We start from the raw sequence: 18955 nt of genomic DNA, 5'->3' as shown, positions 1-18955 counted from the left end.
GCGGCTCATCAAGGTGCGCTCGCGGCCGTGATTCTGGCGGCCGTTGGCGTTGCGTCGAGCAACAGCTGCGAGGGCCATGTCCCCCAGGCGACCCCGAGTTGGGGCGTGTTGGGATCGCCCTTGCGCATGAAGGCGCCCACGCTCGCCATCATGGCGGCGGAAAGCGCGAGGCGGCCTGGCTGGTTGGCCTTGCCGCCCATCACGTTGCTGAGGAGCGAACCGTTGAAGTTGCCAAAGACGAACGGCAGGTCGAACGCGTGCGCCGCGCCGTACACGTCATTCCACGGCGGCGCCTCCTGCGCCCAGTCGAGCCGGTAGTGCCAGATGTTCGACTGGCGCGTCTTCATCGTGTTGAGCAGGTTGTCGCGGCTGGCGCCGAAAAGCCCTTGCGTGATGACGTCGGTGGCCGCGTTGTAGCCGGCACCCGGTTTGTCTACCGGAAGGTAGGACGCATCGACGATGTTTGCCACGGTGAGGACGGAGGGCGCATCGGGGTCGAAATTGAACATCATCGAAAAGCGCTGCGCGTCGGTCACGATCCAGCCCGGCTTCGGAAAACCGATGGTGCCCAGCAGCGAGGCGAAGAGCTTGCCCTCGTCGCGCGTGTTGCCCGCAAGCATGGGCACCTTGTTGTACTGGTCGGCCGCAATGGCGCCGATCGGATCGAGTGGCAGCACCGTGCCGTCGGGAATAGGCGCGACCGAACCCAGTCCGGCGGCAACCACCCTGGTGAGCAGCGCTCCGCCCTCCTGCGCCCGCATGTAGTCCGCGATTTGTTCCGGTGTGCGGCTGGCGATGTAGGCCTTGGCAGCGGCGGCATCGGCCGCGGTGCCGCCGGCAATGAGCAGTCTTTCCAGGATGGCCTGGCCCTGCGCGAGCGAAGCCGATGCCGGGGCCAGCGTGGGGAGCGTAGCGGGCGGCAGGTTGCTCGCAAGCGAGATGCCGCCGCTCATTTCGAAGGCCTTGTGGAACAGGCCTTTGGCCATCGGCGAGGTCATTACCGCCAGCAGGTTGGTGGCGCCGGCCGACTCGCCCGAGAGCGTGACGTTGCCCGCATCGCCGCCAAAGCTGGCAGCGTTGGCCTTGATGAAGCGAAGCGCGGCCATGATGTCCAGCAGCGCAAAGTTGCCCGAGTCGTCGCCCGCCGAGCCGCCCGGGCGCAGTTGCGGCATGTTGATGAAGCCCAGGATGCCCAGGCGGTAGCTGGCGGTAATGACCACCGCGTTGGCGGCCTTGGCCAGCGCCGCGCCGTCGTAGAGCGGGTCCGCCGTATAGCCCGAGATATTGCTGCCCCCATGGATGAACAGCAGCACGGGCAGGTTCTTTTCTTCTGTCGACGGACGCCAGATGTTGACGAACAGGCAGTCTTCGCTGCCGACGGGCTTGCCCAGGTTGGTGCCAATGGTGGCGTCGAAGGTGTTGTTGGTGCCGGGGCTGAAAAGCCGACCGATCTGCAGGCACGAGTTGCCGAACCTGGCGGCCGGCCGAATGCCGGTCCAGGCCTCGGGGTCGACCGGCGCGCGCCAGCGCAACGCGCCCACGGGCGGCTTGGCGAACGGAACACCCTTCCAGGACCAGGTGCCCGTTCGGGCGCTGTCGTCCACGCCTTCGATCTTGCCGGCGGTCGTCGTGCGCACCATGGGCCCATCTGCGGCGGGCGGCGGGGGCGCAGCCGGGGGGAATGAAAAGCCGGAGCCGGAGCCGCCCCCGCAGGCGGAAAGCGCCATGCACGCCGTTAATGCCACCGCCACCGCCACCGCCTGCGCCACGGTTCTGCGTGCCGTCTGCAGCGTCGGGGACTGGATTTCCGTTGTCTCTGCCGTGTTCATTGCTTGTCTCCACACCGGGTTAATCGGAATGACTCCATCGGTGCCAGCCCGCCATACTCCGCCGGGCTGGATCCGCCAGAAAATTCTAGGAACCGGCTGCGTTTCCCCCGCTATCGCAAGCGAGCCAATTCAATGACTTCAGGAGCCTCCATGCCGCCTGCCCAGCGCCGCCCGCAACGCCGGCCGGGCTGCGCACAGCAGCCGGAACTTCGAACCAGCTCGGCCGCGTGGCTCGAGGGCGTGCTCTCGATGTTTTCGGCCGAAGGCCTGGACGTGGTCTCGCTGCTGCGCGAAGCCGGCTTCGATCCCGATTCGCTGCACCGGCAGAACGCGCGCATTCCGGTCGACGAGATCTCTGTGTTGTGGCAACTGGCCGTGGCGCGCGCCGGCAAGCCCACGCTGGGGCTGCACCGCGACCTGGCCGCAACGCACAGCAAGCTCGGCACGGTGGGGCATGCCATGTCGTGCAGCGCCGATTTGAGGGAGGCGCTCGACCGGCTCGCGCGCTACATGGCCGTCATCTCCGATGCAACCGCCTTCTCGATGCAGCCCGACGCGCGCGGTTCGTGGATGGTGATGGAGCACACCGGCGGCAGCCTGCCCATTCCACGCCAGCGCGTCGAGTACGCGCTGCTCACCGTATTCATGCAGTGCCAATGGCTTACCCGGCGCGAGTTGCAGCCGCTGGCACTTGAATTTGTCTACCCGCCGCCTGCCGACGACCGGCTGCACCGCGAGGCCTTCGGCTGCCCGATCGGCTACAACGCGCCGGCCAACCGCCTGCTACTGTCAACGGCAGACCTGGCCATGCCGCTGCCCACCTACCACCCCACCCTTGGCGAAATGCAGGAGCACCTGCTGGACGAGCAGCTGAACCTGTTGGGCCAGACCACCACCAGCACCCTGGTGTGCGCCGAAATCGCGCGCCGCCTGCCCCATGGCGAGCCGCGCCGGCAAGACGTGGCGGCAGGCCTTGGGCTGGCCGAGCGCACGCTGCAGCGGCGGCTGCAAGAAGAATCGGTGTCTTTCCAGTCGCTGCTCGACCGCACCCGCCGCGAACTGGCTCGGCAGTACCTGGCCGAAGACCGCCACACGCTCACCGACGTGGCGGAGATGCTCGGCTTTGTCGACAGCAGCAACTTCTTTCGCGCCTGCAAGCGCTGGTTCGGCCTGCCGCCTGCGCAGTACCGGGCGCGCATCTGGGACACGCCGGCGCTTGCCCACTGAACAGGCCCGGCGGGGTGCGGCTTCCCCGATGGCCCGTGCCGCAAGGGGTCTCATGCTCTGCCGGACAATCGGGGCATGAGCTTTCTTGCTGAAGACACGGCCGCCGCCGACCTGGGGGTGCGCTGGAAGCCCGGGTTCCGGACACTGGGCCCCGCCTTTCTTACCGAACTGCGCCCGACGCCCCTGCCCGATCCCTATTGGGTCGGCCACAGCGATGCGGTGGCCGGCTTGCTTGGATTGCCGGCCGATTGGCGGCAATCGGACAGCACACTGGCGGCGCTGACCGGCAGCCTGCCCATTGCCGGCACCCAGCCCTTTGCCACTGTGTACAGCGGCCACCAATTCGGCGTGTGGGCCGGGCAGCTTGGCGACGGCCGCGCGATCATGCTGGGCGAAACCGAGGGCGGCTTCGAGGTGCAGCTCAAGGGCGCGGGCCGCACGCCCTACTCGCGCGGTGGCGACGGGCGCGCCGTGCTGCGCTCCAGCATCCGCGAATTTCTTTGCAGCGAGGCCATGCACGGCCTTGGCATTCCAACCACTCGGGCCTTGTGCGTCACAGGCTCCGACGCCCGCGTGTACCGCGAGGAACCGGAAACCGCCGCCGTCGTGACCCGCGTGGCGCCCAGCTTCATTCGCTTTGGCCACTTCGAGCACTTTGCGGCCAATCAGCGCGATGCCGAATTGCGCGCCTTGGCCGACTACGTGCTCGACCGTTACTACCCGGCCTGCCGCACGACCGACCGCTTCGGCGGCAACGCGTATGCGGCTTTCCTGGAAGCCGTGAGCGAACGCACCGCCGCCCTCCTGGCGCAGTGGCAGGCCGTCGGCTTTTGCCACGGCGTGATGAACACGGACAACATGAGCATCCTCGGGCTCACCATCGACTACGGCCCGTTCCAGTTTCTGGATGGCTTCGATCCGCGCCACATCTGCAACCACAGCGACACCAGTGGACGCTACGCGTTCAACCAGCAGCCCAACGTGGCCTACTGGGACCTGTTCTGCCTGGCGCAGGCGCTGCTGCCGCTCATTGGCGACCAGGAGGTGGCCGTGGCGGCGCTGGAGTCTTACAAGACGGTGTTCCCACGCGAGTTCGAGGGCCGCATGCGTGCCAAGCTCGGGCTCGCCGATTCGGCCGAGGGCGACCGGGCGCTCATCGAGGGCGTGCTGAAGCTCATGGCCGCCGAAAAGGTCGACTACACGATCTTCTGGCGCCGCCTTTCGCAGCACATGGCAGACGGCAACGCCGAGCCGGTGCGCGACCTTTTCCTGGACCGCGCCGGCTTCGACACCTGGTTGCTATCTTTTTCGGAGCGGCATGCAAAGAGCCAACGCGAGCAAGCTGCCAACCTGATGCTCAGATCGAATCCAAAATTCGTGCTGCGGAACCACCTGGGCCAGCAAGCCATCGAAGCTGCTGCGCAGAAAGACTTCTCGGGTGTGGCAACCTTGCTGACCCTGCTCGAGAGCCCATTTGACGAACACCCAGGTGCCGACGCGTATGCCGGCTTTCCGCCCGACTGGGCCTCCACAATCGAAATCAGCTGCTCGTCATGACCGCACCCGTACAAAAAACCATCTACAGGCTACCGCCCAGCGCATGAAACTGATCCTCGACTTCTTTCCGATCCTGCTGTTCTTCGGCGCCTACAAGCTGGGCGACATCTACACCGCCACGGCCGTGCTGATGGGCGCCACCGTGGTGCAGATGGGCATCGTCTATGCCACCGAGCGCAAGCTGCAGGCCATGCAAAAAGCCACGCTGGTGCTGATCCTGCTCTTCGGCACGCTCACGCTGGTGCTGCATGACGACCGCTTCATCAAGTGGAAGCCCACGGTGTTGTATGGCGCAATGGCCGTTGCGCTGGCCGTGGCGCTCTGGGTACTGAAGAAGAACTTCCTCAAGATGCTGCTCGGCTCGCAGCTCCAGCTGCCAGACCGCATCTGGGGCCGCCTGAACGTGGCGTGGATCGGCTACTGCCTTTTCATGGCCCTCATCAACGGCTACGTGGCGGCGTACTTCACCACCGAGGCCTGGGTCAACTTCAAGCTCTGGGGCTACGTGTTCCCCATCGTCTTCCTGGTGGCGCAGGGCCTGTATATCTCGCCGCACCTCAAGAGCGACGAGCCCACCGCATGAGCACCGCCGCAACCCACCCGCTGCCGACGGCGGACGCGCTCGAAGCGGTGCTGCGCCAGCAACTGCAACCCACCGCGCTCGAGGTGATCGACGAGAGCAGTGCCCACGCCGGGCATACAGGTGCCAACGCCGAGGGCTACGGCACCCATTTTCGGGTTCGCATTGCCTCCCCACTGTTCGAAGGGAAGCCCCGCGTGGCGCGTCATCGCCTTGTGTATGATGCCCTCCAAGTTTTTATCGCGCAGGGTCTGCACGCCATCGCCATCGAGGTGCTTTGAGTCGTTCGAGCGGTCAAATGACCGGTCAATGCCACGCGGCTTTCGCTGCGGCGGCTCCGCCCTCCGTCCGTTTTTCTCTTCGTTCTTCGTCCTTCCGCTTTCTCAACGCGCTTTTTCATATGCGCATTTCCCCTCCAGCCTGATATTCATTCCATGAAAAAACAAATCTTGACGGCCGTTGCGGCCGCAGCGCTGCTCGGTGCGATTCCCCTGGCGGCAGTGGCGCAGAACGCAGCCATCGTCAACGGCAAGCCCGTGCCCAAGGCGCGCATGGACGTGCTGGCGCAGCAACTGGCCGCAGCCGGCCGGCCGGTCACCCCGGAAATGCAGGGCCAGCTGCGCGAGGAAATCGTCGCGCGCGAAGTGTTCATGCAGGAAGCGCAGAAGCAGGGCCTGGACGCGACCGACGACTACCGCAACCAGCTCGAGCTGGCACGCCAGGCCATCCTGATCCGTGCGCTGTTCGAAAACTACCGCAAGACCAACGCCGTGTCGGAAGCCGACGTCAAGGCCGAGTACGACAAGTTCGTGGCAGCCAATGGCGGCAAGGAATTCAAGGCCCGCCACATCCTGGTCGAGACGGAAGACCAGGCCAAGAAGATCATGGCCGACCTGAAGAAGGGCGCCAAGTTCGAAGACATCGCCAAGAAGCAGAGCAAGGACCCGGGTTCGGGCGCCAACGGCGGCGACCTCGATTGGGCCAACCCGTCCAGCTTCGTGCCCGAGTTCTCCGAAGCGATGATCAAGCTCAAGAAGGGCGAAACCACGGCAACGCCCGTCAAGACGCAGTTCGGCTACCACATCATCCGCGTCGACGACATTCGCCAGGCACAACTGCCGAAGATGGAAGAAGTGCAGCCGCAAATCACGCAGCAACTGCAGCAGCAACGCCTGCAGAAGTACCAGGAAGAACTGCGCGCGAAGGCCAAGGTCGAGTAAGAGTGAAGGTCGGGCAGCCTTGGCGCTGCCCTCGTCCTCTCCTCCAAAAAAAAGCGGCCTTCAGGCCGCTTTTTTGTTTGGGGCGCTTTTTCTCAACCCACCCAACGGCGCGCGTTGCGCCAGATCTGCATCCAGGGGCTGAGCTCGCTCTTGTCGCCCGAGGTCCAGCTCATCTGGATGTTGCGGAACACGCGTTCGGGGTGCGGCATCACCGCCGTAAAGCGGCCGTCCGGCGTGGTGACGGAGGTCAGGCCACCGGCGCTGCCGTTGGGGTTGAACGGGTACTGCTCGGTAGGCTTGCCATGGTTGTCCACGAAGCGCATGGCCCCAATGGCCTTGGCCGCATCGCCGCGGTGCTTGAAGTTGGCATAGCCCTCGCCGTGCGCCACCGCAATCGGCAGGCGGCTACCGGCCATGCCGGAGAAGAAGATGCTGGGCGATTCGAGCACCTCGACCATCGACAGGCGCGCCTCGAAGCGCTCGCTCTGGTTGGTCGTGAAGCGCGGCCAGGCTTCAGCGCCGGGAATGATGTCGGCCAGTTCGGCGAACATCTGGCAGCCGTTGCACACGCCCAGGCCGAACGTGTCTTCGCGGCCGAAGAAGGCCTTGAACTGCTCGGCGAGCTTCGGGTTGAAGGTGATGCTGCGCGCCCAGCCGATGCCCGCGCCGAGCGTGTCGCCGTAGCTGAAGCCGCCGCAGGCGACCACGCCCTTGAAGTTGGCCAGGTCCGCCCTGCCCGTCTGCAGGTCGGTCATGTGAACGTCGAAGGCCTCGAAGCCCGCTTCGGTGAAGGCGTAGGCCATTTCGACGTGCGAATTGACGCCCTGCTCGCGCAGGATCGCGACCTTGGGTCTGTTTTGAAGGATGGCCGGGGCGTTGATGCTGCTGCCCTCTCCCAGCGGGAGAGGTAGGAAGATGTGCATGCCGGGGTCCGAAGGATCGCCGGCAGCGGCGTGTTCCGCATCGGCGCAGGCGGGGTTGTCGCGCTCGCGGGCGATCTTCCAGCTGACCGAGTCCCACACCTGATGCAGGTCATGCAGGCTGGCGCTGAACACCGACTTTGCATCGCGCCACACTTCGACCTTGCCCTTGCCGGCGTCCATCGTGGAGCTTGCGGGGCGAGTCTTGCCGACGAAGTGACTGTGGGCGCTGAGGCCATGGGCGCGCAGCACCTGCATCACGTCGTTGCGCTCGGCCGTGCGCACTTGCAGCAGCATGCCGAGTTCTTCGTTGAAGAGCGCCTTCAGCGTAAGTTCTTCGCGCCGTGCGCTCACCTGTTGCGCCCAGTTCTTGGCATCGCCGGTTTCCATGCGGCTGTCCGAAATGCCGTCGCCTTCGGTCACCAGCATGTCGACATTGAGCGCCACGCCCACATGCCCGGCAAAGGCCATTTCGCATGCGGTGGCAAACAGGCCGCCGTCGCTGCGGTCGTGCATGGCCAGGATCTTGCCGTCGACGCGCAACGCGTTGACTGCATTGACCAGCGCCACGAGCTTCGCGGGGTCGTCGAGGTCAGGCACCGTGTCGCCGCTCTGGCCGAGCGTCTGCGCCAGGATGCTGCCGGCCATGCGGTGCTTGCCCTGGCCCAGGTCCACGAGCACGAGCGTGGTGTCGGCCTCTTCGGCGTCGAGCTGCGGCGTGAGGGTGCCTCGCACGTCGGACAACGTTGCGAAGGCGGTCACGATCAAGCTAACGGGGGACGTGACCTTCTTGGCTTCGCCATCGTCTTTCCACTGCGTGCGCATGGACAGTGAATCCTTGCCGACCGGAATGGACACGCCCAGCGCAGGGCACAGTTCCAGGCCCACGGCCTTGACTGTTTCATACAGCGCGGCGTCTTCGCCCGGCTCGCCGCAAGCAGCCATCCAGTTGGCCGAGAGCTTGACGCGCGAAAGCTCGATGGGCGCGGCCAGCAGGTTGGTAATGGCTTCTGCCACCGCCATGCGGCCCGATGCCGGTGCATCGAGCGCGGCCAGCGGCGTGCGCTCGCCCATGCTCATGGCTTCGCCCGCAAAGCCCTTGTAGTCGGCCAGCGTCACCGCGCAGTCGGCCACCGGCACCTGCCACGGGCCGACCATCTGGTCGCGGTGGCTCAGGCCGCCCACGGTGCGGTCGCCAATGGTGATCAGGAATCGCTTGGAGGCAACGGTCGGGTGCGAGAGTACGTCGATGGCCGCCTTCTGCAGGTCGACGACGGTAAGGTCGACCGGCTTGAAGCTGCGGGCGACGGTCTTGACGTCGCGGTGCATCTTGGGCGGCTTGCCGAGCAGCACGTCCATGGGCATGTCCACCGGCTGTACCTGGGCACCCTCGTCGGCCACCAACAGTTGGCGCTCTTCCGTTGCCACGCCCACCACCGAAAACGGGCAGCGCTCGCGCTCGCAGAAGGCCTTGAACTGTTCGAGCGACTCCGGCGCAATGGCCAGCACATAGCGCTCCTGGCTTTCGTTGCACCAGATTTCCTTTGGCGCCATGCCCGACTCTTCGAGCGGCACTGCGCGCAGGTCGAAACGCGCGCCTCGGCCGGCGTCGTTGGTGAGCTCAGGAAAGGCGTTGCTCAGGCCGCCCGCGCCCACGTCGTGGATCGCGAGAATCGGGTTGGCCGCGCCCTGCTGCCAGCAATGGTTGATGACCTCTTGCGCACGGCGTTCGATTTCGGGGTTGCCGCGCTGCACGGAGTCGAAGTCGAGTTCGGCCGCATTGGCACCGGTTGCCATCGAGCTGGCAGCACTGCCGCCCATGCCGATGCGCATGCCGGGCCCGCCAAGCTGAATGAGCAGCGAGCCGGCCGGAAACTGGATTTTCTTGGTTTGCGAGGCGTCGATGCTGCCAAGGCCGCCCGCGATCATGATCGGCTTGTGATAGCCGCGCTGCACGGTGTCGATGTCGCTCGCCACCGTTTGCTCGTATTCGCGAAAGTAGCCCACCAGGTTGGGCCGGCCGAATTCGTTGTTGAACGCGGCACCACCCAACGGGCCCTCGGTCATGATCTGCAGTGGGCTGGCAATGTGCTCGGGCTTGCCGTAGTGGCCTTCTTCGGGCCAGAGCTTGGACACCGTGAAGCCGGTCAGGCCCGCCTTGGGCCTGGAGCCACGGCCGGTGGCGCCCTCATCGCGAATTTCGCCGCCTGCGCCGGTGGAGGCGCCCGGGAACGGAGAGATGGCTGTCGGATGGTTGTGGGTCTCAACCTTCATCAACACATGGCTGAGTGCGCTATCTTTTTGATAGCTCTGCGAGTCCGTCGCCGGAATGAAGCGCTCGACTGTGGAGCCCTCCATGACCGAGGCGTTGTCCGCATAGGCGACCACCGTGTGCTGCGGGTTCTGCTTTTCGGTGTGGCGAATCATCGAGAACAGGCTTTGGGGCTGCGCCTTGCCGTCGATGGTGAACTGGGCGTTGAAGATCTTGTGGCGGCAGTGCTCGCTGTTGGCCTGCGCGAACATCATCAGTTCGACGTCGCTCGGATTGCGCCCGAGCCGGGTGAAGGCGTCGACCAGGTAGTCGATTTCGTCCTCGGCGAGCGCCAGGCCAAAACTGGTATTGGCCGCCACCAGCGCGGCGCGGCCGCCGCCTTGCACATCGACCAGCGCCATGGGCTGGGCCGGCAGTTCGCTGAAGAGGCTCGCCGCCTGCTCGACGGTGGCAAGCACCGATTCGGTCATGCGGTCGTGCAGCGGGCCCGCCGCGGCGGCCAGCAGGTCGCCCTCGAGCACCGGCGCCTTGCCGATCAGCGGGGCTTTGAGCTTCAGGTGGTACTGGGTAACGCGCTCCACCCGGCGCAGCGCAAGGCCGCAGTTGTGGGCAATGTCGGTGGCCTTGGAAGCCCACGGCGACACAGTGCCGAGTCGGGGCGTAACGACCACCGATGTGCCCGACTTGGCCGGCGCCTCGAAGGGCTCGCCATAGGTCAGCAGCGCGGCAAAGCGATCGCGCTCGGCAGGGCTCAAGGCTGCGTCTGTGACCACCAGGTGCACGAAGCGGGCCGAAATACCCTCGATGCGCGGTTCGATCGCCTGCAGCTTCGGCAGCAGCTGCCGCGCACGGAAATCGCTGAGTGCGCTGCCGCCCTCGAACATGGTTACGACAGGAAGGGCTTGGGATGCGGGCTGCGTCACGGTCGATGGGGCCTTGGGGCCGCGTTGGGAATCAAAGAATCGAGGCGGAAGACCGCTGACTGGGGTCATCCGCGTTAACCCGGAATTTTAGCTTGCTGAATGGGATAATTCCCGGATGAGCATTACCTACAAAGACGCAGCGGGCATCGCAGCCATGCGCGTCGCCTGTCGCCTGGCCTCCGAGGTGCTGGACTACCTCACGCCGTTCATCAAGCCAGGCATCACCACGAACGAAATCGACCGGCTCGCCGCCGAATACATGGTCAAGCAAGGCACCACCTCGGCCACGGTGGGCTACATGGGCGCGAGCAGCGTGCCCTTTCCGAAGTCGCTCTGCACCTCGGTCAATCACGTGGTCTGCCACGGTATTCCCAATGACAAGCCCTTGAAAAAGGGCGACATCATGAACGTCGACGTCACCGTGGTGAAGGACGGCTGGTTCGGCGACAACAGCCGCATGTACATCATTGGCGACGCTTCCATTGCAGCCAAGCGGCTGTGCAGCATCACCTTCGAAGCCATGTGGCACGGCATCCTGCAGGTGCGTCCGGGCGCGCATTTGGGCGACATCGGCTACGCAATCCAGAAATTTGCCGAAGGCCACGGTTTCTCGGTCGTGCGCGAGTTCTGCGGCCACGGCGTGGGCCAACGGTTTCATGAAGAACCCCAGGTGCTGCACTACGGCCGCCCGGGCACGCTCGAAGAACTCAAGCCCGGCATGATCTTCACCATCGAACCGATGATCAACGCCGGCAAGCGCGAGGTGAAGGAAGACTTCAAGGGCGGACAGTACGACGGCTGGACCATCGTCACGCGCGACCATTCGCTCTCGGCGCAATGGGAGCACACGGTGCTGGTCACCGAAACGGGCTACGAGGTGCTCACGCTGTCCGAAGGCAGCCCGCCCCTGCCCTCCTTCGTCACCTCAACGAAAACGTGAGCCGCGCGAGCGGCGCACGGCCCCGGACAAAGCCGTGATCGAACCAGCCAAGATCGACGTGGCAACGCTGCGCGAAGCCTATCGCGCAAAGAAGCTCGCACTCTTCGAAACCTTGCGGTTTGCACGTGCGCCCACGCGCAGCGTGCACACGGTGCTGCGCCAGCTCTCGGCATTGGCCGACCAGACCTTGTGCGCGCTCTGGCGGGAGGCCGATTTCGGCGATTCGCTCACCCTGGCTGCTGTGGGCGGCTTTGGCCGCGGCGAGCTGTTTCCGTATTCCGACGTCGACGTGCTGCTGCTGCTGCCACCCGAGGGCCATGTCAGCGAGATCGACCCGGCACGCATCGAGGCCTTCATCGGACATTGCTGGGACGCGGGGCTTGAAATCGGCTCCAGCGTGCGCACAGTCGAAGAGTGCCTGGCCGAGGCCGAGAAAGACGTCACCGTTCAAACGTCGCTACTTGAGGCACGGCTGATTGCGGGCAACAAGAAGCTCTTTGTCGCCTTCCGCCGCCGCTTTACCCGCGCCATCGATCCGCAGGCGTTTTTTGTCGCCAAGTCGCAAGAAATGCGGCACCGCCACCAGAAGTTCGACAACACGCCCTACGCGCTCGAACCCAATTGCAAGGAATCGCCGGGCGGCTTGCGCGACCTGCAGACCATTCTCTGGATGACCAAGGCCGCCGGCTACGGCAGCCGCTGGGACGACCTGGCCAAGAACGGCCTGGCCACGCCCTTCGAGGCACAGCAGATCAAACGCAACGAAGCGTTGCTCTCGCTGATTCGCGCGCGCCTGCATGTCATTGCAAACCGACGCGAAGACCGGCTGGTGTTCGACCTGCAGACCGCCGTGGCCGCGAGCTTTGGCTATGAGAGTGAATCGCAGCGCAAGTCGAGCGAAGCGCTCATGCGACGCTACTACTGGGCAGCCAAGGCGGTCACGCAGCTCAACCAGATTTTGCTGCTCAACATTTCGGAGCGGCTGCAGCCAAGCGACGAGCAGCACACGCCGATCAACGAGCGCTTCTACGAACGCGCCGGGCTGATCGAGATTGCGAGCGACGACCTGTACGAGCGGGAGCCGCGAGCCATTCTGGAGACCTTCCTGCTCTACCAGAAGACCATCGGCGTAAAGGGCCTGTCGGCACGCACGCTGCGCGCGCTCTACAACGCGCGCCACGTCATGGACAGCAAGTTCCGCAACGACCCGGCCAATCACGAGACCTTCATGCGCATCCTGCTGCAGCCCTACGGCATCACGCATGCGTTCAGGCTCATGAACCAGACTTCGGTGCTGGGGCGGTACCTGCGCGTGTTCCGCAGCATCGTGGGGCAGATGCAGCACGACCTGTTCCATGTGTACACGGTGGACCAGCACATCCTGATGGTGCTGCGCAACGTGCGGCGGTTTTTCATTGCCGAGCATGCGCACGAATACCCGTTCTGCTCGCAGCTTGCGGCCGGCTGGGACAAGCCCTGGATTCTTTACGTGGCCGCGCTGTTCCACGACATTGCCAAGGGCCGCGGTGGCGACCATTCCACACTCGGCGCACGCGACGTGCAGCGCTTTTGCAAGCAGCACGGCATTGCGCGCGAAGACGCAAAGCTCATCGAATTTCTGGTCGCCGAACACCTGGTGATGAGCCAGGTGGCGCAAAAGCAGGACCTGAGCGACCCCGAAGTGATTGGCGCCTTTGCCAGGCGCGTGGGCAACGAGCGCTATCTCACGGCCCTGTACCTGCTCACCATTGCCGATATTCGCGGCACCTCGCCGCGCGTGTGGAACGCCTGGAAAGGCAAGCTGCTCGAAGACCTTTATCGCTACACCCTTCGCGCGCTGGGCGGCCGCATGCCCGATCCGGACGCTGAGGTGGAGTCGCGCAAGCGCGAGGCGCTGGTGCAGCTTGCGCTGCATGCGCAACGTTTCGAGGCTCACAAAGCACTGTGGGAAACGCTGGACGTCGGCTACTTCATGCGCCACGACGCCAGCGAGATTGCCTGGCACGCCAAGCAGCTTTCGCGCTTTGTGCCGCCGCCCAACGTGCCCGTGGACCCCAAGGCACCGCCCATCGTTCGGGCCCGCCTGTCGCCGGTGGGCGAAGGAATGCAGGTGGTGGTGTACACGCCCGACCAGCCAGACCTGTTTGCGCGCATCTGCGGCTATTTCGACCAGTCGTCGTTCAGCATTCTTGACGCGAAAGTACACACCACCAGCAACGGCTACGGTCTGGACACCTTCCAGGTTGTAACTACTTTCCTTCCCGACCACTACCGCGATCTCATCAGCATGGTCGAGCTGGGCCTCGCTCAAACGCTGACTGAAGCGGGGCCGCTGCCTGCACCCAGCGTGGGTCGGGTATCGCGCCGTGTGCGCAGCTTTCCCATCAAGCCGCGCATCAGCCTGCTGCCCGATGACAAGGCGCAGCGCTGGCTGCTCAACATCTCTGCCAGCGACCGTGCGGGCCTGCTGTATTCGGTGGCGCGCGTGCTCGCACGGCACCACCTCAACCTGCAGCTTGCCAAGGTCACGACGCTCGGCGAACGGGTGGAAGACACCTTCCTGATCAGCGGACCCGAGCTGCAGGGACAAAAGACGCAACTGGCCATCGAGACCGAGTTGATGGAGGCGCTGGCCTCCTGAGGAGCTTTCCGCTTGTTTCGTTCGCAGGCGCATCCTGCGGCATGATGTTGTCGACTTGATTCAACTCGAACGGCAACACTCGACATGAGCCAAAAGACCCATCCTCTCGCGGGCCAGCCCGCACCGCTGGACCTGCTCGTCAACGTCCCGCGTCTCATATCGGCCTACTACACGGGCCAGCCCGATCCATCGGTGCCGGCACAGCGCGTGGCCTTTGGAACATCGGGCCACCGCGGCTCCTCCTTCGACGACGCTTTCAACGAGTGGCACGTGCTGGCAATGAGCCAGGCGATTGCCGACTACCGCAAGCAAAAAGGCATCGACGGCCCGCTGTTTTTGGGCATCGACACGCATGCGCTCTCCACGCCCGCCTTCAACAGCGCGGTGGAAGTGCTGGCAGCCAACGGGGTGGAGCTGATGCTGTCGAAGGACGACGAGTACACGCCGACGCCCGCGGTTTCGCACGCCATCCTGGTCTACAACCGCGGACGCACGACGGGGCTGGCCGATGGAATCGTCATCACGCCTTCGCACAACCCGCCCGAAAGCGGTGGCTTCAAGTACAACCCGCCCAATGGTGGGCCGGCGGGCACCGACATCACCTCGGCCGTGGAGGCTGCAGCCAACGGCTATCTTGCTGCGGCGCTCAAGGGCGTGAAGCGCCTGCCGCTCGCACAGGCGCTGCGCGCTTCGACCACGCACCGCCACGACTACCTGAACACTTACGTGGAAGACCTGGCGCAGGTGCTCGACATGGACGCGATACGCGGCGTGCCTATCGATCTGGGCGTCGACCCGCTGGGCGGCGCCGGGGTGCGCTACTGGCCCGCCATTGCCGAGCGCTACAAGCTCGACCGGCTCGAGGTGCTCAGCCAGGAGGTCGACCCGACCTTCCGCTTCATGTCGCTCGACTGGGATGGCCGCATTCGCATGGACCCATCGTCGCCCGATGCGATGCACCAACTCATTGGCCTCAAGGACCGCTTCGGCATTGCCTTTGCATGCGACACCGACCACGACCGGCATGGCGTCGTCACGCGCAGTACGGGGCTGCTGCCGCCGAACAACTACCTGGCGGTAATGGTCGACTACCTCTTCACGCACCGTCCGCAGTGGGCGCCGCATGCGGCCGTGGGCAAGACGGCGGTCAGCAGCCAGATGATCGACCGCGTGGCTGCAAACCTGGGGCGCAAGCTCTACGAGGTGCCGGTGGGTTTCAAGTGGTTTGTCGAAGGGCTGGTGGATTCATCGCTGGGCTTCGGCGGTGAAGAAAGCGCGGGCGCCACCTTCTTGCGGCGCGACGGCTCGGCATGGACCACCGACAAGGACGGCATGGTCCCTGCCCTGCTCTCGGCGGAGATTGCCGCACGCACGGGCCGCGACCCCGGCGAGCGTTTTGCCGAACTGGCAGAAGCGCTAGGCAAGCCGGTGTCAAACCGCGTGGATGCAGCGGCCACCGTCGAGCAGAAGAAGAAGCTTTCGAATTTGTCGCCGCAGCAGGTGCTGTCGACGGAACTTGCGGGCGAGAAAATCCAGAACGTCTTGAGCCATGCGCCCGGCAATGGAGCGGCCATCGGCGGCGTGAAGGTGGTCACTGAAAACGGCTGGTTCGCCGCCCGGCCCTCGGGCACCGAGAACATCTACAAGATCTACGGCGAGAGCTTTCTCGGTACCGAGCACCTCGCGCGCATCCTCGAGGAGGCGCAGCAGCTGGTGGACAAGGCGCTGTCGGCAGGCTGATGAAGGCGGGCACGCCGCCTCAGCGCGTGCCCTCTGCCAACCGCCGCTCGAGCCACACGCTGTAGCGCGACAGGCCGAAGCACAGCACCCAGTACACCGCCGCAATGAAGAGGTAGCCCTCGAGGTAGAACGGCCGCCAGGTCGGGTCGCCGCCCAACGCCAGGCCCAGCGCGCCGGTCAGTTCGAACAAGCCGACCACGGTGACCAGCGAAGTGTCTTTCAGCGTGCCGACCACGCTGTTGGTCAGCGCGGGCACCACAAGCCGGAGGGCCTGCGGCAGCACGATGTCGCGCTGTACCGGCCAACGTCCGAAGCCGAGCGCCATCGCCACTTCAGTCTGCCCGCGCGGCACGGCCTGCAGGCCTCCGCGGATGATCTCGGCCAGGTAAGCCGCCACGAACAGCGTGAGTCCGGCCAGCACGCGCACCAGCACATCCGGCTGCCACCCAGCGGGCCACAAGAGCGGCAGCAGGAAAGAGGCCATGAAGAGCACCGAAATGAGCGGCACCCCGCGAACCAGCTCGATATAGCTAGCGCTCAGCGTCCGAACCACGGGCCAGCCCGAGCGGCGCCCCAAGGCAAGCAACAGCGCCAGCGGAAAGGCCAGCGCCAGGCCCACCACTGCAAGGCCGATGGTGAGCGGCAAGCCGCCCCAGCGGCTGGTTGGCACATGGACCAGGCCCGCCACGCCGCCGCGCATCAGCAGCACAAAGAGCAACAGCGCAACGAGCCAGAGCGGCACCAGCCACCAGCGCCAGCTGCGCGGCCAGGCGCTGAGCACGGTAACCGCCGACAACACGACCACGGCTATGGCGGGACGCCATTGCTCCTCATAAGGAAAGCGGCCAAACAGCATTGGCCGCCACTTCTCGGCCACCACGCCCCAGCAGGCGCCGTGCTGTACCGCGCGGCAGGCTTCGGCATCGGGCCGGAACACCGCGTTCAGCACGCCCCATTCCAAGGCATGGAACCCGCCCCACGCAAGCAGCGCGAGCAGCAGCACCGTGGCCAGTGCGCGCAGCGGCGAACCCCAGAGCTCGCTGCGCCACGCAACAGGGCCCTGGGCAACGTTTCTCATTGCCAGCCTCTCAGCGCAACGCGTGCGTTGTAGCGGTTCATGCCGAAGGAGATCAGGAGCGACAGCAGCAGGTACACCGCCATGATGATCGCAATGCACTCGAACGCCCGCCCGTTCGAGCCGATGGTGGTGTTGGCCACCGACACCAGTTCCGGATAGCCCACGGCCACCGCCAGCGATGAATTCTTGGTGAGGCTGAGCAGTTGGTTGGTGAGCGAGGGCACGATCACACGCAGCGCCTGCGGCAGGATCACGATGCGCAATTGCTGCCCCGATGTCAGGCCCAGCGCCTGCCCGGCCAGCACCTGTCCCTGCGAAACCGAAAGAATGCCGGCGCGCACGATTTCCGCCACGAAAGCCGCCGAATAAAACGACAGGCCCGCGACGATGGTCACGTATTCCGGGCTCAGTGCCGCGCCGCCGCTCACCCCAAAGTCGCCCTTCTCGGGCCACTCGAAGTGTGTTGGCCACCAGCCGCCTTCGCCCGACATGGGCCAGGGCACGCTCAAGCCACCCTTGCTGAGCCACACCCCGGGCAACAGGCGCACCGGCTCGGTCGGATCGGGCAGCAGGTTGGCCATGGCAAAGGCCAGCATCAGCAATTGCACCAGCAGCGGCACATTGCGCAGCAGTTCGACATACGCAGTGCAAATGCCGCGCAGCAACACGTGCGGCGCGAGCCGGCCGATGCCGATCAAGGTGCCGAGCACAACCGCGAAAACAGCAGCAGGCAATGCCGCCCGCACGGTGTTGATCAACCCCGCCAAAAAGGCGCACCAGAACGGCTGGCTGGCATCGAAGTCGAGCCAGCCTTCGCTGATGGAAAAGCCCGCCGGCTCAGTGAGAAAGTCGAACCCCGACCGCACCCCGCGCGAGCGCAGCACGTCGAGCGCGTGGTTCACTACCCAAACGGCGCCGGCCAGCACGGCCAGCACCAGCAGCGCCTGGACAACCCACGCCAGCCAGGCGCCGCGGCGCGAGGCTTGCCGGCTCATCGAACCGGTGGTGCGTAGATCAGGCCGCCCTTGTTCCAGAGATTGTTCGAGCCGCGCGGCAGCTTGAGCACCGATTTCGGCCCGACGTTGCGCTCGAACATCTCGCCGTAGTTACCCACGGCCTTGATCGCGCGGAACGACCATTCCTTGTCGAGGCCGAGCAGCTTGCCCAGGTCTTCGCCTGTGCCGACCAGGCGCTGCTGCGCCGGATCCTTGCTGTTGGCCTTGAGATCGTCCGCATTGGCCTGCGTCACGCCGAACTCCTCCGCCTCGATGAGCGCATTGGGCACCCACTTGGCAATGGCAAACCATTCGTCGTCGCCACGTCGCACCAGCGGTGCGAGCGGCTCCTTGGAGATGAGCTCGGGCAGGATGATGTAGTCGTCGGGGTGGGGCGCCTCCTTGTTGCGCAGGCCCGCAAGCGCCGAGGCGTCGGTTGTGAAAGCCTGGCACCGGCCCGAGAAGAAGGCCTTGAACGAAGCCTCGAAGCTCTCGAACACCACCGTCTTGACCGGGATGTTCTGCGCACGGAAGTAGTCGGAGACGTTCTTTTCGTTGGTGGTGCCCGATTGCGTGCAGATGGTCGCGTTCTTGAGTTGCTTGGCGCTGGTCACCTTGAGCTTCTTCGGCACCAGGAAGCCCTGGCCGTCGTAGTACGTGATGGTGGTGAAGTTGAAGCCCAGCGAAGCGTCGCGCGTCAGCGTCCAGGTGGTGTTGCGGGCAAGAATGTCGATTTCGCCGGCCTGCAGGGCCGAGAAACGCTGCTGGGAATTGAGCGGGACAAAGTCGACCTTTTTAGCGTCGCCCAGCACCGCCGCGGCAATGGCGCGGCAGGTGTCGACGTCCAGGCCCGACCAGTTGCCCTGCGTATCGGGCGCCGAAAAGCCGGCCACGCCGTTCGTCACGCCGCATTTGACGGTGCCGCGCTGCTTGACCGCATCGAGGGTCTTGCCGGCAAAAGCTGGCGCTGCGGCTGCCAGCGCAACAACGGACGCGGCAAGGGCCAGCACGGGACGGAATCGATTCTTCATTG

At 65.1% G+C, this 18955-nt stretch carries 13 protein-coding genes; 8 read left to right on the top strand and 5 right to left on the bottom strand.

The window, feature by feature from the left end; all coding sequences use genetic code 11:
• Positions 1-8: 8 nt before the first annotated feature.
• Positions 9-1727 (bottom strand): carboxylesterase family protein, encoded by a 1719-nt coding sequence (locus J2X67_RS23650; protein WP_309957364.1) that lies wholly within the window; start codon positions 1725-1727, stop codon positions 9-11.
• Between the two features lie 252 nt (positions 1728-1979).
• On the opposite strand from J2X67_RS23650, the gene J2X67_RS23645 reads away from it, so the two are divergent.
• The 5 genes from J2X67_RS23645 (at position 1980) to J2X67_RS23625 (ending at position 6413) form a co-directional block, all read left to right on the top strand.
• Positions 1980-3056 (top strand): AraC family transcriptional regulator, encoded by a 1077-nt coding sequence (locus J2X67_RS23645; protein ID WP_309957071.1) that lies wholly within the window; start codon positions 1980-1982, stop codon positions 3054-3056.
• 75 nt (positions 3057-3131) lie between these two features.
• Positions 3132-4613, top strand: coding sequence for a protein adenylyltransferase SelO family protein (locus J2X67_RS23640; protein WP_309957069.1), 1482 nt, complete (start codon positions 3132-3134; stop codon positions 4611-4613).
• Positions 4614-4656: 43 nt separating this feature from the next.
• A complete protein-coding gene (locus tag J2X67_RS23635; RefSeq protein WP_309957067.1) occupies positions 4657-5196 on the top strand; it encodes a septation protein A in 540 nt (179 codons plus the stop codon).
• Positions 5193-5474, top strand: coding sequence for a BolA family protein (locus J2X67_RS23630; protein ID WP_309957065.1), 282 nt, complete (start codon positions 5193-5195; stop codon positions 5472-5474). The genes J2X67_RS23635 and J2X67_RS23630 overlap by 4 nt, the downstream gene beginning before the upstream one ends.
• A 153-nt stretch (positions 5475-5627) precedes the next feature.
• Positions 5628-6413 carry a peptidylprolyl isomerase gene (locus tag J2X67_RS23625; RefSeq protein WP_309957064.1) on the top strand — a complete coding sequence of 262 codons (786 nt, stop codon included), beginning with the start codon at positions 5628-5630 and terminating at the stop codon, positions 6411-6413.
• Between the two features lie 92 nt (positions 6414-6505).
• Here J2X67_RS23625 and purL read toward each other — a convergent pair whose 3' ends face one another.
• Complete coding sequence (gene purL / locus J2X67_RS23620) at positions 6506-10489, bottom strand: phosphoribosylformylglycinamidine synthase (protein WP_309957362.1); 3984 nt, start codon at positions 10487-10489, stop codon at positions 6506-6508.
• A 154-nt stretch (positions 10490-10643) separates the two neighbouring features.
• On the opposite strand from purL, the gene map reads away from it, so the two are divergent.
• The 3 genes from map (at position 10644) to pgm (ending at position 15849) form a co-directional block, all read left to right on the top strand.
• The gene (gene map, locus J2X67_RS23615) at positions 10644-11468 is read left to right on the top strand and encodes a type I methionyl aminopeptidase (protein ID WP_258506078.1); all 825 of its coding nucleotides are present in this window, start codon (positions 10644-10646) and stop codon (positions 11466-11468) included.
• Between the two features lie 34 nt (positions 11469-11502).
• Complete coding sequence (locus tag J2X67_RS23610) at positions 11503-14109, top strand: [protein-PII] uridylyltransferase (RefSeq protein WP_309957060.1); 2607 nt, start codon at positions 11503-11505, stop codon at positions 14107-14109.
• 84 nt (positions 14110-14193) lie between these two features.
• Complete coding sequence (gene pgm / locus J2X67_RS23605; RefSeq protein WP_309957059.1) at positions 14194-15849, top strand: phosphoglucomutase (alpha-D-glucose-1,6-bisphosphate-dependent); 1656 nt, start codon at positions 14194-14196, stop codon at positions 15847-15849.
• Between the two features lie 19 nt (positions 15850-15868).
• Here the strand turns inward: pgm and J2X67_RS23600 are convergent, their stop codons facing one another.
• From J2X67_RS23600 to J2X67_RS23590, 3 genes are read right to left on the bottom strand one after another with little or no spacing between them, the layout of a single operon-like run.
• Complete coding sequence (locus J2X67_RS23600) at positions 15869-16927, bottom strand: amino acid ABC transporter permease (RefSeq protein WP_309957057.1); 1059 nt, start codon at positions 16925-16927, stop codon at positions 15869-15871.
• On the bottom strand, positions 16924-17922 hold the full coding sequence (locus J2X67_RS23595; protein WP_309957055.1) for an ABC transporter permease subunit: 999 nt from the start codon (positions 17920-17922) through the stop codon (positions 16924-16926). Before J2X67_RS23595 ends, J2X67_RS23600 begins: the two co-directional genes overlap by 4 nt.
• Positions 17919-18953, bottom strand: coding sequence for an amino acid ABC transporter substrate-binding protein (locus tag J2X67_RS23590; RefSeq protein ID WP_309957053.1), 1035 nt, complete (start codon positions 18951-18953; stop codon positions 17919-17921). The genes J2X67_RS23595 and J2X67_RS23590 overlap by 4 nt, the downstream gene beginning before the upstream one ends.
• Positions 18954-18955: the final 2 nt, after the last annotated feature.

It is taken from the genome of Variovorax sp. 3319 (assembly GCF_031456585.1).
GTDB classification, from domain to species: domain Bacteria; phylum Pseudomonadota; class Gammaproteobacteria; order Burkholderiales; family Burkholderiaceae_C; genus Variovorax; species Variovorax paradoxus_P.
This window is presented reverse-complemented; position numbering and strand designations above follow the sequence as displayed.

Coding starts and splice junctions, on each gene's coding strand:
- pgm (WP_309957059.1), top strand. CDS start 14,194: ATGAGCCAAAAGACCCATCCTCTCGCGGGCCAGCCCGCACCGCTGGAC.
- J2X67_RS23630 (WP_309957065.1), top strand. CDS start 5,193: ATGAGCACCGCCGCAACCCACCCGCTGCCGACGGCGGACGCGCTCGAA.
- J2X67_RS23635 (WP_309957067.1), top strand. CDS start 4,657: ATGAAACTGATCCTCGACTTCTTTCCGATCCTGCTGTTCTTCGGCGCC.
- J2X67_RS23590 (WP_309957053.1), bottom strand. CDS start 18,953: ATGAAGAATCGATTCCGTCCCGTGCTGGCCCTTGCCGCGTCCGTTGTT.
- purL (WP_309957362.1), bottom strand. CDS start 10,489: ATGTTCGAGGGCGGCAGCGCACTCAGCGATTTCCGTGCGCGGCAGCTG.
- J2X67_RS23650 (WP_309957364.1), bottom strand. CDS start 1,727: ATGGCGCTTTCCGCCTGCGGGGGCGGCTCCGGCTCCGGCTTTTCATTC.
- map (WP_258506078.1), top strand. CDS start 10,644: ATGAGCATTACCTACAAAGACGCAGCGGGCATCGCAGCCATGCGCGTC.
- J2X67_RS23600 (WP_309957057.1), bottom strand. CDS start 16,927: ATGAGAAACGTTGCCCAGGGCCCTGTTGCGTGGCGCAGCGAGCTCTGG.
- J2X67_RS23645 (WP_309957071.1), top strand. CDS start 1,980: ATGCCGCCTGCCCAGCGCCGCCCGCAACGCCGGCCGGGCTGCGCACAG.
- J2X67_RS23625 (WP_309957064.1), top strand. CDS start 5,628: ATGAAAAAACAAATCTTGACGGCCGTTGCGGCCGCAGCGCTGCTCGGT.
- J2X67_RS23595 (WP_309957055.1), bottom strand. CDS start 17,922: ATGAGCCGGCAAGCCTCGCGCCGCGGCGCCTGGCTGGCGTGGGTTGTC.
- J2X67_RS23640 (WP_309957069.1), top strand. CDS start 3,132: ATGAGCTTTCTTGCTGAAGACACGGCCGCCGCCGACCTGGGGGTGCGC.